Origin of the sequence: Streptomyces sp. NPDC051662 (genome assembly GCF_040681655.1) — a bacterium.
Classification (GTDB): Bacteria; Actinomycetota; Actinomycetes; order Streptomycetales; family Streptomycetaceae; genus Streptomyces.
Window position 1 is genome coordinate 337055 of the sequence record NZ_JBFAZD010000002.1, and the last position, 12135, is coordinate 349189.

A 12135-nucleotide genomic window follows, 5' to 3' on the forward strand; every position below is an offset into this window, starting at 1 on the left:
ATCGTCGCCATGGACAGCAGCAGCACCCGCCGCCAGGCCACTCGGCAGAAGCTCTACGAGGCCGCGGTGACCCTCATCGCCGAACAGGGCTTCTCGGCGACGACCGTGGACGAGATCGCCGAACGCGCCGGGGTCGCCAAGGGCACGGTCTACTACAACTTCAAGAGCAAGACGGAGCTTTTCGAGGAGTTGCTGCGGCACGGCGTGGGGCTGCTCGCCTCGTCCCTGCGGACCGCGGCCGACTCCACGGCAGAGCGCGGCGGCAGCAAGATCGAGGCGCTGGACGCGATGATCGGGGCCGGACTGGTCTTCATCGACCGCTATCCCGCCTTCACCCAGCTGTACGTCGCCGAGCTGTGGCGGACCAACCGGGCCTGGCAGTCGACGCTGTTGGTGGTACGCCAGGAGGCCGTCGCGGTCGTCGAGAGCGTGCTCCGGCAGGCCGTGGAGGGCGGTGAGCTGAGCGACGAGATCGACGTTCCGCTGACGGCGGCGGCGCTGGTCGGGATGGTGCTCGTGGCGGCGCTCGACTGGCAGGCGTTCCAGCCGGAGCGGTCGATGGACGAGGTGCACGCGGCGCTCTCGCGGCTGCTGCACGGCCGGGTCGGCGGACGCTGAAGCCGGTACGCGGGCACGGGCACGGGCACGTGGAGACGAGTGCGCCGGTCCGGTGAGGCTCCATCCCCCTGAGCCTCACCGGACCGGCGCGTTTCCCCCGTACCCCGTTTCCCCGTACCCCGTACCCCCGTTCCCGGCGATGCCGGAGAGCCCGCTTCCCCGTGATCCCCCGTGACCCCCGTGGTCGCTGGGCTCTCCGTCCGCACCCCCGTTACGGCAGGGGAGCCGCGCCGTTCCGCCACCCCGTGTCGGCGGTGCCGGCGCCGCGCCCCTTCCGTGGTCCCCACTCTTTCGTCCGCGCAGGTCGGAGCCCATCCGCGTGCCTACTCATCTCCCCCACTAGGTACCGGTACTCAGGCCTGCGTACTCCGGCCCAGCGCGGGCGCGGCCTGGCTAAAATCACTCCCATGGCACGGATTGCGGTGATCGGCGCCGGGATGGGCGCCATGGCGGCGGCTGCCCGGCTGGCGGTGGCGGGACAGCGGGTGACGGTGTACGAACGCGCCGCGACCTACGGCGGCTCGGTGGGCCGGTTCGAGCGGGACGGGTTCGTCTTCGACACCGGGCCCGGTCTGCTGCATCTGCCGGCCGTCTACCGCGATCTGTTCGTCAAGACCGGTAAGGAGCCGCTGGAGAGCCTCGTCCGGCTCGGCCAGGTGGATCCGGCGAGCCGGCATGTCTTCGCCGACGGTACCGACGTACGGCTGCCCAACGCGTCGCGCGGCGGGGTGGTCTCCGCCCTGGACGCGGCGCTGGGCGCGGGCGCCGGGGAGCGCTGGGGGGAGTTCCTCGGCCGCGCCCGGGACGCCTGGGACCGCTCGCGCCGTCCACTGCTGGAGGAGCCGCTGTGGGCGGACTGGCGGGTGCTCGGCCGGGATCCGTACCCAGCCGTACGACAGCGCCGGCTGCTCCGCGGCGCCCGGCAGGCCACGACGGTCGCGGAGATCGGCGCCTGGGAGCTGGCAGATCCGCGACTGGCGGCGCTGCTGGACGGTTATGCCCTGTCGTACGGGCTCGACCCGCGGCACGCCCCGGCGAGCGCCGCCCTGCTGCCGTATCTGGAGCAGACCTTCGGCAGCTGGTATGTCGGCGGCGGGATGCGGGAGTTGGCCCGCGCGGTGTACGAACGGTGCCTGGCCCGCCGGGTGGAGTTCGTCTTCGGCGCCGAGGTGGCCCGGATCGTCGAGAAGGACGGCGCGGCGACAGGGATCGAGCTGGCGGACGGCACGGTCGTGGAGGCCGACCATGTGGTGGCGGGCATCGCGCCCGGCCCTCTCGTGGAATGGCGGCTCGACGGGGACGGTGACGTACGGCCTTCGGGCACGGAGACCACGCCGCCCGCGCGGCTCACCGTGCTGCTGGCGCTGCGCGGCGCCCGTGAACCCGGCGCCGCGCACCGGACGGTGGTGCACTCCCCGGACGGGAGCGCCGAGGCCGCCGAGATCTTCGCGGGCCGGACCGCGACGCGGCCCACGGTCACGGTGCTGCGGCCCGACGACCCGGCGACGCGCCCCGACGACGGCCATGAGGCGGTCACCCTCACCGCGACAGTGGCCCCGCAGGGCCCGGTCGACTGGTCCGACGCGGCGCCGCGCGAGCGGTACGCCGATGCGCTGGTGGCGGCGGCGGGGGCGGCCGTGCCGGAGCTCGCGGAGCGGATCCTCTGGCGCGAAGTGCGTACCCCCGCCGATACGGCGGTGTGGACGGGAGCCGCGGGCGGTGCCGTACCGGCGCCCGCGCTGGCCGGGGCCGAGGGCCGGACGCTGCTTCCCGCGAACTCCACCCGGCTGTCCGGGCTGTACCGCGCGGGGGGCTGGGCACATCCGGGCGGCGGGCTCGCGCACGCCGGGATGTCGGGAGCGCTGGTCGCCGGACTGATCGTCGAGGGGGCGGACTTCCGCGGCTCCCAGTGAGCCACGGGCACCGCTACGGGCACCGCCGCGGGAACCGCCACCGCGCCCGCTCCGTCGACAAGCGCGCTGCCGGGCACTCCTGACGGGTCGTCAGCGCCCGTCGGTCTCAGTACCGGTACTGCTGCTCGTTGTAGTCGGGGTCCTGGTAGCCCTGCCGGTGCGGCTCCTGCTGGGGTGACGGCGGGAACTGCTCCCCGTCGCGGTCGCGCTGCTGCGGGACCCACACACCGCCGGGCGGGGTCTCGCCGCCGTACTGCTGCTGGCCGCCGTACGGGTCGGCGTACTGCTGCTGACCACCGAAGCTGTCGTACGAGCCGTACTGCTGGCCGCTGTCGGCCGAGCCGGGGTACGGGTCGGTGTACGCGGCGTACTGCTGCTGCCCGGCGTCGTAGCCGTACTGCTGCGCGTAGGCGTCCTGACCGGGATACATGTCCTGGCCGGAGTGGTAGGCGTCCTGGGGTACGTGGCCGTCGTGGCCCGTCGGCTGCTGCTGCCCGTACTCCGGATACGCGTCATATCCGCCGCCGTACTCATGCGCGCCGCCGCCGCCGGCCGCCGCGCCCGCGCCCGCGTGGGGCTGCTGCTGGTGGGCCTCACGAGCCGCGTCGTCGTATATCCCGTACTGCCCGGTGTCATCGGGCAGCGGCTCCGGCTCGTACACCGCGGCGGCCGGCGCGGGCGGCTCCGCCGGGTACGCGGCCGTCGCGGGTGGCTCCGGGTCGTACGCCACCGGCTCGTACTCCAGGTCCGAGACCTCAAGCGCGGGCTCGCGCTCCTCCGCCTGCCGGCTCCCGGCCTTGCGGCGGCGGCTCGCGCCGGGGCTGCCGCCTATCGCCCAACCCGTCGAGAATCCGCGGCGGAAGGACAGCGTCACATACGTCTGGCCGACCGCGAACGCGACCGCGCCCAGCGCGATGACATATATGGAGGGGATCAGTACGCCGAGGACGACGCCCATGAAGCCGGAGAAGGCGAGCAGCCGCCAGCGCAGCCGCGCCTTGTACTGGAGCAGTACCTCACCGAGCAGCCACAGCGCCACGATGCCGAACGCGATGTAGAGGACCGTCCAGCCCATGCCCGCCCCTCTCCTGGGCCCACCGCCCCGGGACAGGGCGGGTACGGCCGGTCACGACTGCTCGTGCAGTCCGAGATTCTCGTAGATTTCGAGCGTCGCCGTGGAGTTGTTGAGTGTGATGAAGTGCAAGCCGGGGACACCCTCGGAGAGCAGTTCGGCACAGAACTCCGTCGCGAACTCGATGCCAATGGAGCGTACAGCGGCGGGATCCTCCTTGACCGAGAGGATCCGCTCTTTCAGCTCGGGAGGGAAGACCGCGGTGGAGAGCTGCGGCAATCGCTCCAGCATCTTCACACTGGTGACCGGCATGATTTCCGGAATGATCGGCGTCTCGCAACCGGCGGTGGCGACGCGGTCGCGCAGCCGCAGATAGCCCTCGGGGTCGAAGAACATCTGCGTGATCGCGTAATCGGCGCCCGCGCGGCACTTGTTCACGAAGTGCCCGACGTCGGTCTCCCAGTCGGTGGAGCGCGGATGCATCTCGGGGAAGGCCGCCACTCCGACACAGAAGTCCCCTGACTCCTTGATCAGGCTGACCAGTTCGGAGGCGTAGCGCACACCGTCGGGGTGCTTGATCCACTCGGCCATGGGGTCGCCGGGCGGATCGCCCCGTACGGCGAGGATGTTACGGATCCCGGCGTCGGCGTACTGCCCGACCATGTTGCGCAGTTCGGCGACGGACTGGCCGACGGCCGTGAGGTGCGCGACCGGTGTGAGCGTGGTGTCGGCGGCGATCCGCTCCGTCGCCCTGACCGTGCCCGCGCGGGTGGAGCCGCCCGCGCCATAGGTCACGGAGACGAAGCTCGGGGCGACCGCCTCGATCCGGCGCAGTGCGTTCCAGAGGTTCCGCTCGCCCTTCTCCGTCTTGGGCGCCCAGAACTCGAAGGAGAACGAAGTCTTGCCGGTCGCGAGCAGATCACGCACGGTCAGCGCGTGATCCGATCTGGTCGAAGCTGTACCTAGGGCCATATGTGCAGGCTATCGAGGGTGTGCCGGTCCCCCAACCGGAGGCGGGGCTTTTGGCTGGATTGCCGGGTAAGTGGCCACACTCCCTCACGCTCCGTTCCCATACGGCGAACCGCCGTCCTCCGCGCGTGAACACCGCCGTCATCCGGCGTACAGCCGCCCTTCACACTGCCGTCATTCGCACCGCCGTCATTCGCACCGCCGTCACACGGCACGGTCCCGCACCCGCTTCGCCAGGGCCGCGGTCGCCGCCGCCGGGTCGTCGGCCTCGGTGATCGCCCGTACGACGACGACCCGGCGCGCACCGGCGTCCAGCACCTCGTCGAGATTGGCCGCGTCGATCCCGCCGATCGCGAACCAGGGCCGCTCCGTGGCACGGGACGCGGCGTACCGCACCAGTCCCAGCCCCGGCGCGTGGCGCCCCGGCTTGGTGGGGGTGGGCCAGCAGGGGCCCGTACAGAAGTAGTCCACGCCGGGCTCGGCGACCGCCGCGTCCACCTCGGCCTCGGCATGGGTGGAACGGCCGATCAGCGGGGCGTCCCCGAGGATCGCGCGCGCGGCGGGGACGGGCAGATCGCCCTGTCCCAGATGCAGCACGTCGGAGCCGATGGCATGGGCCACATCGGCGCGGTCGTTCACGGCGAGCAGCCGGCCGTGCCGACGGCAGGCGTCCGCGAAGACCCGGAGATGGTCCAGCTCCTCGGCCGCCTCCATGCCCTTGTCGCGCAGTTGCACGATGTCCACGCCCGACGCGAGTACCGCGTCGAGGAACTCGGGGAGATCCCCCTGCCGCTTACGGGCGTCCGTGCACAGATAGAGCCGGGCGTCGGAGAGCGACGCGGAAGCCGTGGACATGGAAGATCCCCCCGTGGTGTTGGGTCGGCGGTGCGCGGCGGCCGGCCCACGACCGGACGGTCGTACGGGGCCGCCGCGCACCGCGGATGGTGATGTCTCAGACGGCGAGCGCCTGGGCCCGGCGCTTCACCTCCGTGCCGCGATTCTCACTGAGCGCCTGCGCGGGCGTGCCCGGCAGCGTGGGGTCGGGGGTGAAGAGCCACTCAAGCATCTCTTCGTCGGTGAAGCTGTCGTCCCTCAGGAGCGTCAGGGTGCCCGCGAGCCCCTTGACGACCTTGTTGCCGTCGATGAAGGCGGCGGGCACCTGGAGCGTCCTGTTCTCGCCGCGGCGCACCGCGATCAGCTGGCCTTCCTTCACCAGCTGCCGCACACGCGTCACCTCGACATCGAGCTTTTCCGCGATGTCCGGCAGGTGGAGCCAGGCGGGGACGAGAGCATCGATCTTTGCGTCAATCTCGGTCACAAGGACAAGCGTGCCATCCCGGACTGACAGACGGTAGCCGAGGAGCCCCAATCGGGCCGCCGCCCCGGCGGGGCCGGGGGCCCGGGACGGGCTCCCGCCCGAGGTCAGAGGGCGGCTTCGCGCAGCGGTACGGACGGGTCCGCGGTCCGCTCGGGGTCCAGCCGCGCGCCCGCCTCGATCAGCTTGCGCCCCTGGGCCAGATCCCGGGGCCTGCCGACGGCCAGCAGCGCGGTCGGCAGGCCGTCCCGCAGCCACACCACCGACCAGGCGCTCTCGGCCGGATCGCCGCGCCACACCAGGGTGTCGCCGGCCGCGTGGTGGCCCGCGTACTGCACGAAGCGGCCGAACTGCTCCGACCAGAAGTACGGCACGGGGTCGTAGACCGCGTCGGTCTCGCCGGTCACCTGCGCGGCGACCGTGCGCGGCCCCTGGAGCGCGTTGTCCCAGTGATGTACGAGCAGTCGCTCTCCGTAACGGGCCGAGGGGAACGAGGCGCAGTCACCGACCGCGTACACCTCGGGCAGCGAGGTCCGCAGCCGCTCGTCCGCCACGATGGCGCCGTCCTGGCCCAGCTCGATGCCCGATCCGGCCAGCCAGCCCGTCGCGGGCCGCGCGCCGATGCCCACGACCACCGCGTCGGCGGCCAGCCGCCGGCCGTCGGCGAGGATCACCGCGCCCGGTTCGACACCGGCCACCGGGGCGTCCGTCAGCAGTTCGGCCCCGCACTCCGGGTACCAGCGGGTCATGGGCGCGGCGATCTCGGCGGGCAGGACGCCCGCGAGCGGCCGGTCGGCCGCCTCCACCACGGTCACGGCGCAGCCCGCCTCCCGGGCGGCGGTGGTGAACTCCGCGCCGATCCATCCGGCGCCGACCACCACGACCCGCTGTCGTCGGCCGAGTACCGGACGCAGCCGCTCCGCGTCGTCCAGCGTGCGCAGCAGATGGACCCCGGGCAGCGACTCGGTGCCCGGCAGACCGATCGGTTCCGCGCCGGTCGCGATGACCAGCACGTCGTACGGGACGGGCCCGCGCGCGGTGTCCAGTTCCCGTGCGCCGGGGCGCAGTCCGGTGACATCGAGCCCGAGCCTGAGCCGGACGGAGAGCGCCGTGAAATCGATGTCGAAGGCCGAGCTCTCGGCCTTGCCCAGCAGGACCGCCTTGGAGAGCGGCGGCCGGTCGTACGGCGGATGCGGCTCGGCGCCGAGCACCGTCACCGGGCCGCCGAAGCCCTTCTCCCGCAGGGCCACCGCGGTCTGCACCCCCGCCATGCCCGCGCCGACGATGACCACCCGCGGCTGTCCCGCCGCTGCCGGCTCCCGCTGTCCCTGCTGTCGCTCGCTCACCCGATCACCTTAGACAGCCCGCCTCACACAAGCTGACGGAACATCCGTCGGAGGCCGCCCTTCACGCCCGTGTCCCCGCCCCTCGTACCCGGCGGCGGACGAGGCCGTCCAGTGAACGGGCCACCGCCATCGCTCCCTTACAAGGCGGAGGACAGGGCGTTAGTCTGGCTTTCGACACTACCTCGCGGGAGTCCGGACGCACCGGGCTGAGAGGGAGGCTGAGGCGGCCTCCGACCGTACGAACCTGATCCGGGTCATGCCGGCGAAGGGAGGGGCTGGACGCCCATGCAGTCACCCCATCAAGGAACCGGTACGGGCTCCGACGTCCTCGTCATCGGGGGCGGGCTCATCGGCCTGGTCACCGCCTGGCGCGCGGCGGGGCGCGGGCTGCGTACCGCCGTCACCGACCCCGAGCCGGGCGGCGGCGCGGCGCGGGTCGCGGCGGGGATGCTCGCCGCCGTCACGGAACTCCACCACGGCGAGGAGACATTGCTCGGCCTCAACCTCGCCTCCGCCGCGCGCTACCCGGACTTCGTCGCCGAACTGGAGGCGGCGAGCGGCCGGGACACCGGCTATCGCGCCTGTGGCACCCTCGCGGTCGCCCTGGACACCGACGACCGTGCCCAGCTGCGTGAACTGCACGACCTCCAGCAGCGCTCGGGGCTGACGTCCCAGTGGCTCACGGGCCGCGAGTGCCGACGTCTGGAACCGATGCTCGCGCCGGGCGTCCGCGGCGGTCTGCGCGTCGACGGCGACCATCAGATCGATCCCCGCCGCCTGGCCGCGGCCCTGCTGACCGCGTGCGAACGGGCCGGGGTGGTCTTCCACCGCGGCCACGCCGACCGGCTCTCCGTCGTACGCGACCGGGCCACCGGCGCCGTCCTGGCCGACGGCCGCGCGCTCACCGCGGACCAGGTGGTACTGGCGGCCGGCAGCCTCAGCGGCCGGCTCGGGGGCGTACCGGCCGATGTCCTGCCGCCCGTACGGCCCGTCAAGGGCCAGGTCCTGCGGCTGACCGTGCCCGGTACGTACGCGCCCTTCCTCTCCAGGACGGTCCGGGCCGTGGTGCGCGGCAGCCACATCTATCTGGTGCCGCGCGAGAACGGCGAACTGGTCGTCGGCGCCACCAGCGAGGAACTGGGCTGGGACACCACGGTCACGGCGGGCGGAGTGTACGAACTGCTGCGGGACGCGCACGAACTCGTCCCCGGCATCACGGAACTGCCGCTCACCGAGACCCTCGCCGGGCTGCGTCCCGGCTCACCGGACAACGCGCCGCTGCTCGGGCCCACCGCGCTGCCGGGGCTGTCCCTCGCCACCGGCCACTACCGCAACGGGGTCCTGCTCACACCCGTCACCGGCGACGCGATGGCCGCGGTGCTGACGACCGGTGAGCTTCCCCCGGAGGCCCGCGCCTTCTCCCCGTCGCGTTTCTCCTCGCGCCGCTCACCCGTCGCGGCCATCCCTCAGGAGCAGCCCGTATGAACATCTCCGTGAACGGCGAGCCCCGCGAGCTCGCGCCCGCCACCACCCTCGACGTCGTGGTCGCCACGCTCACCCCGGCGCCCTCGGGGGTCGCCGCGGCCGTCAACGAGACGGTCGTCCCGCGCACCCGCTGGTCGGGCACACCACTCAGCGACGGCGACCGCGTCGAGATCCTCACCGCGGTCCAGGGGGGCTGAACCATGGCCGACGATCCGCTGACCATCGGCTCCACCACGTTCGCCTCCAGGCTGATCATGGGCACGGGCGGCGCGCCCAGCCTCGACGTGCTGGAACGGTCCCTGATCGCCTCCGGTACCGAACTCACCACGGTCGCGATGCGCCGCATCGATCCCGCGGTACACGGCTCCGTCCTGTCCGTACTCGACTCGCTGGGCATCCGCGCGCTGCCCAACACGGCGGGCTGCTTCACCGCCGGCGAGGCGGTACTCACGGCGCGGCTCGCCCGCGAGGCGCTCGGTACGGACTGGATCAAGCTGGAGGTCGTCGCGGACGAGCGCACGCTGCTGCCCGACCCCATCGAACTGCTCGACGCGGCGGAGACCCTGGTCGACGACGGCTTCACCGTCCTGCCGTACACCAATGACGACCCCGTGCTCGCCGCGAAGCTGGAGGACGTGGGGTGCGCGGCGATCATGCCGCTGGGCTCGCCGATCGGCTCCGGGCTCGGCATCCGCAACCCGCACAACTTCGAGTTGATCGTGGAGCGGGCGGGGGTGCCGGTGATCCTGGACGCGGGGGCGGGTACGGCGTCGGACGCGTCGCTGGCGATGGAGCTGGGATGCGCGGCGGTGATGCTGGCGTCGGCGGTGACGCGGGCGCGGGAGCCGGTACTGATGGCGGAGGCGATGCGGTACGCGGTATCGGCGGGCCGGCTGGCGTGGCGGGCGGGCCGGATGCCGCGGCGGCGGATCGCTTGGGCGTCGTCGCCGGTGGAGGGGGTGGCGTCACTGGACAGGGAGAGGCCGGCGTTCCCCTAGAGGCGGGGGCGCCTCCCGGCGGGGGGTTCGGTGCGCCTTCGGCGCGGTGCGCCGTCCGGCGGGGGGCGGGGTGCGGTGCGCCTTCGGCGCGGGGTGCGTTGTGGTGCCGGGGGCCGGGGCCTCCGGAGGTACATGTCCGGACGGCATGATTTACGGCGCGACTCCGCCCAGTCGATGGTTCGGGCGTCCGTGCGCCACAAATCACGCTTTAGTGTCCGGACACGCACCTCCTACGACCCCGACCCCCTCCCCCGGTGGTCCGCCTCGCGCACGACCGGGCCAGTCCGTGACGGGCGGTGAAGGGGGGCGCGCAGGGGTCGTGTCCGGGACGTAGAGCGTGATTTGTGGCGCGCGAACGCCCGCATCTAGACGTCCGGCTGCTGCGCGCCGTAAATCATGCAGTCCCGGATGCGAGCCCGGAGCGACCACCGGCAACCACCCGCACCCGAAAACCGGCCCCAGCCGAAACGCACCCCGGAAACCGCTCCCCGCAGATCGTAGACTCGGGCGCGTGGATACGAGCCTCAAAGACCCCATCGTCGGGCGCGTGCTCGACGGCCGCTACCGCGTGGACGCGCGGATCGCTGTGGGCGGTATGGCCACGGTCTACCGGGCCGTCGACACCCGGCTCGACCGGGTCCTCGCCCTCAAGGTGATGCACCCCGCCCTCGCCGCCGACGTCACCTTCGTCGAGCGCTTCATCCGCGAGGCCAAGTCGGTGGCCCGGCTGGCGCATCCCAATGTCGTCGCGGTCTTCGACCAGGGCGCCGAGGGCGCGTACGTCTATCTGGCGATGGAGTATGTCGCGGGGTGCACGCTGCGCGATGTCGTGCGGGAGCGTGGGGCGCTTCGGCCGCGGGCCGCGCTGGACATTCTGGAGCCGGTGCTGGCCGCGCTGGGGGCCGCGCACCGCGCGGGGTTCGTGCACCGGGACATGAAGCCGGAGAACGTGCTGATAGGGGACGACGGCCGGGTCAAGGTCGCCGACTTCGGACTCGTGCGGGCGGTCGGCGATGTCACGAACACCACCGGGAGCGTCCTCGGAACGGTGTCGTATCTGGCGCCCGAGCAGATCGAGGACGGCGCGTCGGACGCCCGCGTCGATGTGTACGCCTGCGGGGTCGTCCTCCACGAGATGCTGACCGGTGCCAAGCCGCATGGCGGGGACACCCCCGCGCAGGTGCTCTACCGGCATCTGAACGAGGACGTGCCCGCGCCGTCGGCCGCCGTGCCGGGGCTCGCCGTCGAGCTGGACGAACTGGTCGCGGCGGCGACCGCCCGTAACCCCGAGACGCGGCCCGCCGACGCGGTGGCGCTGCTCGCGATGGCGCGGGAGGCACGGGCCGCGCTGACCGACGCGCAGTTGGACGCCGTACCGCCGCGGGCCAGGCCCGAGCCGGCCGACGGGGCCGACGCCCTCAGCCGTACGACGGTGATTCCGCGCATCCGGCCCGTCGAGGAGGAGGACGAGACGCCGAACCGCACCAGCCGGCTGGAGACGGCGCCTCCGGCGGGCCGCCGGTTCGTCATGCCCCGGCGGGGCGTCGTCGCGGCGGTGGTCGCCGTACTGCTGGTGCTCGGTATCGGTACGGGTGTCTGGTACATCAATTCCGGACAGTTCACGCACGTCCCCTCGGTGCTCGGCCGGAGCGAGCAGGAGGCGAGGAAGCGGCTCGCCGACGCGGGCCTTGAGGTGAGGGTCACCAGGGACTTCAGCGACGCCTTCGACCGCGGCACGGTCATGGGCAGCGACCCCGAGCCCCGCGCGCGTATCCGCGGCAATGGCTCGGTGACGATCGTGATCTCGCGCGGCCCGGAGATCGTCAAGGTCCCGGATCTGGAGAGCATGCCGCTGGGCGAGGCCCGGCGGGCGCTGAAGAACGCCGGGCTGGCGGCCGGGGTCGTCACACGAGAGTTCGACGACAACATCCGGCAGGGCGCCGTGATCGGTTCGACCCCGGCGTCCGGGAGCGAGGTACGGCCGGATTCCGGGGTCGCGCTCCTGGTGAGCAAGGGCAGCCCGGTCGATGTCCCCGATGTGACCGGTGAGTCCGTTGAGGACGCCACCTCGGAGCTGGAGGGCGAGGGGCTCAAGGTCAAGGTCGCGGCGGAGCGGGTGAACTCCGACGAGGACGCGGGGTCGGTCGCCCGGCAGTCCGCCGCCGAGGGTGCCCAGCTGGCCCGGGGCGAGACGGTCACGCTGACGGTCTCCAAGGGGCCGCGGATGATCTCCGTACCCGATGTCACCGGCAAGAAGACCGACGAGGCCACGCGGCTGCTGGAAGAGGCGGGCTTCGAGGTCACCGTCGACCGGGGCTTCCCCTTCCTGGGGGACACCGTGGGCAAGCAGTCGGTCGAGGGCGGCCGGCAGGCCCCCGAGGGCAGCTCCATCACCATCACGACCAAGGGGCTCTAGAAG

Annotated in this window: 11 protein-coding genes and 1 riboswitch; of the genes, 6 read left to right on the forward strand and 5 right to left on the reverse strand. The window is 72.6% G+C overall.

The features are described 5' to 3' along the window. Positions 1–9 precede the first annotated feature (9 nt). Positions 10–618, forward strand: coding sequence for a TetR/AcrR family transcriptional regulator (locus tag AB0M67_RS04190; protein WP_365742393.1), 609 nt, complete (start codon positions 10–12; stop codon positions 616–618). Positions 619–1025: 407 nt separating this feature from the next. Further along, on the forward strand, positions 1026–2531 hold the full coding sequence (locus AB0M67_RS04195; protein ID WP_365742395.1) for an NAD(P)/FAD-dependent oxidoreductase: 1506 nt from the start codon (positions 1026–1028) through the stop codon (positions 2529–2531). A gap of 106 nt (positions 2532–2637) precedes the next feature. Here the strand turns inward: AB0M67_RS04195 and AB0M67_RS04200 are convergent, their stop codons facing one another. From AB0M67_RS04200 to AB0M67_RS04220, 5 genes are all read right to left on the reverse strand, one after another. Continuing rightward, the gene (locus AB0M67_RS04200; protein WP_365742397.1) at positions 2638–3606 is read right to left on the reverse strand and encodes a hypothetical protein; all 969 of its coding nucleotides are present in this window, start codon (positions 3604–3606) and stop codon (positions 2638–2640) included. A gap of 51 nt (positions 3607–3657) precedes the next feature. Further along, positions 3658–4575 carry a methylenetetrahydrofolate reductase [NAD(P)H] gene (gene metF / locus AB0M67_RS04205; RefSeq protein WP_365742399.1) on the reverse strand — a complete coding sequence of 306 codons (918 nt, stop codon included), beginning with the start codon at positions 4573–4575 and terminating at the stop codon, positions 3658–3660. A gap of 201 nt (positions 4576–4776) precedes the next feature. Further along, entirely contained in the window at positions 4777–5427 is a 651-nt protein-coding gene (gene thiE, locus AB0M67_RS04210) for a thiamine phosphate synthase (RefSeq protein ID WP_365742400.1), read from the reverse strand. A gap of 97 nt (positions 5428–5524) precedes the next feature. Beyond that, entirely contained in the window at positions 5525–5890 is a 366-nt protein-coding gene (locus AB0M67_RS04215; protein WP_365742402.1) for an Rv2175c family DNA-binding protein, read from the reverse strand. 104 nt (positions 5891–5994) lie between these two features. After that, the gene (locus AB0M67_RS04220) at positions 5995–7158 is read right to left on the reverse strand and encodes an FAD-dependent oxidoreductase (RefSeq protein ID WP_365742860.1); all 1164 of its coding nucleotides are present in this window, start codon (positions 7156–7158) and stop codon (positions 5995–5997) included. 249 nt (positions 7159–7407) lie between these two features. After that, positions 7408–7521, forward strand: a riboswitch (TPP riboswitch). Here AB0M67_RS04220 and thiO point away from each other — a divergent pair. The 4 genes from thiO to pknB all read left to right on the forward strand — a co-directional run bounded on the left by thiO (position 7519) and on the right by pknB (position 12132). Further along, the gene (gene thiO, locus AB0M67_RS04225; protein WP_365742404.1) at positions 7519–8718 is read left to right on the forward strand and encodes a glycine oxidase ThiO; all 1200 of its coding nucleotides are present in this window, start codon (positions 7519–7521) and stop codon (positions 8716–8718) included. Its footprint overlaps the riboswitch before it by 3 nt. Then, on the forward strand, positions 8715–8915 hold the full coding sequence (gene thiS / locus AB0M67_RS04230; RefSeq protein WP_365742406.1) for a sulfur carrier protein ThiS: 201 nt from the start codon (positions 8715–8717) through the stop codon (positions 8913–8915). The genes thiO and thiS overlap by 4 nt, the downstream gene beginning before the upstream one ends. A gap of 3 nt (positions 8916–8918) precedes the next feature. Beyond that, positions 8919–9716 carry a thiazole synthase gene (locus AB0M67_RS04235; protein ID WP_365742408.1) on the forward strand — a complete coding sequence of 266 codons (798 nt, stop codon included), beginning with the start codon at positions 8919–8921 and terminating at the stop codon, positions 9714–9716. 511 nt (positions 9717–10227) lie between these two features. Further along, positions 10228–12132, forward strand: coding sequence for a Stk1 family PASTA domain-containing Ser/Thr kinase (pknB, locus tag AB0M67_RS04240; protein WP_365742410.1), 1905 nt, complete (start codon positions 10228–10230; stop codon positions 12130–12132). Positions 12133–12135: the final 3 nt, after the last annotated feature.

Bases quoted from the DNA above. Each gene is read 5' to 3' on its own strand.
- AB0M67_RS04200 (WP_365742397.1), bottom strand. From the start codon at position 3,606: ATGGGCTGGACGGTCCTCTACATCGCGTTCGGCATCGTGGCGCTGTGG.
- AB0M67_RS04190 (WP_365742393.1), top strand. From the start codon at position 10: ATGGACAGCAGCAGCACCCGCCGCCAGGCCACTCGGCAGAAGCTCTAC.
- metF (WP_365742399.1), bottom strand. From the start codon at position 4,575: ATGGCCCTAGGTACAGCTTCGACCAGATCGGATCACGCGCTGACCGTG.
- AB0M67_RS04235 (WP_365742408.1), top strand. From the start codon at position 8,919: ATGGCCGACGATCCGCTGACCATCGGCTCCACCACGTTCGCCTCCAGG.
- thiE (WP_365742400.1), bottom strand. From the start codon at position 5,427: ATGTCCACGGCTTCCGCGTCGCTCTCCGACGCCCGGCTCTATCTGTGC.
- thiO (WP_365742404.1), top strand. From the start codon at position 7,519: ATGCAGTCACCCCATCAAGGAACCGGTACGGGCTCCGACGTCCTCGTC.
- AB0M67_RS04195 (WP_365742395.1), top strand. From the start codon at position 1,026: ATGGCACGGATTGCGGTGATCGGCGCCGGGATGGGCGCCATGGCGGCG.
- AB0M67_RS04220 (WP_365742860.1), bottom strand. From the start codon at position 7,158: ATGGCGGGGGTGCAGACCGCGGTGGCCCTGCGGGAGAAGGGCTTCGGC.
- thiS (WP_365742406.1), top strand. From the start codon at position 8,715: ATGAACATCTCCGTGAACGGCGAGCCCCGCGAGCTCGCGCCCGCCACC.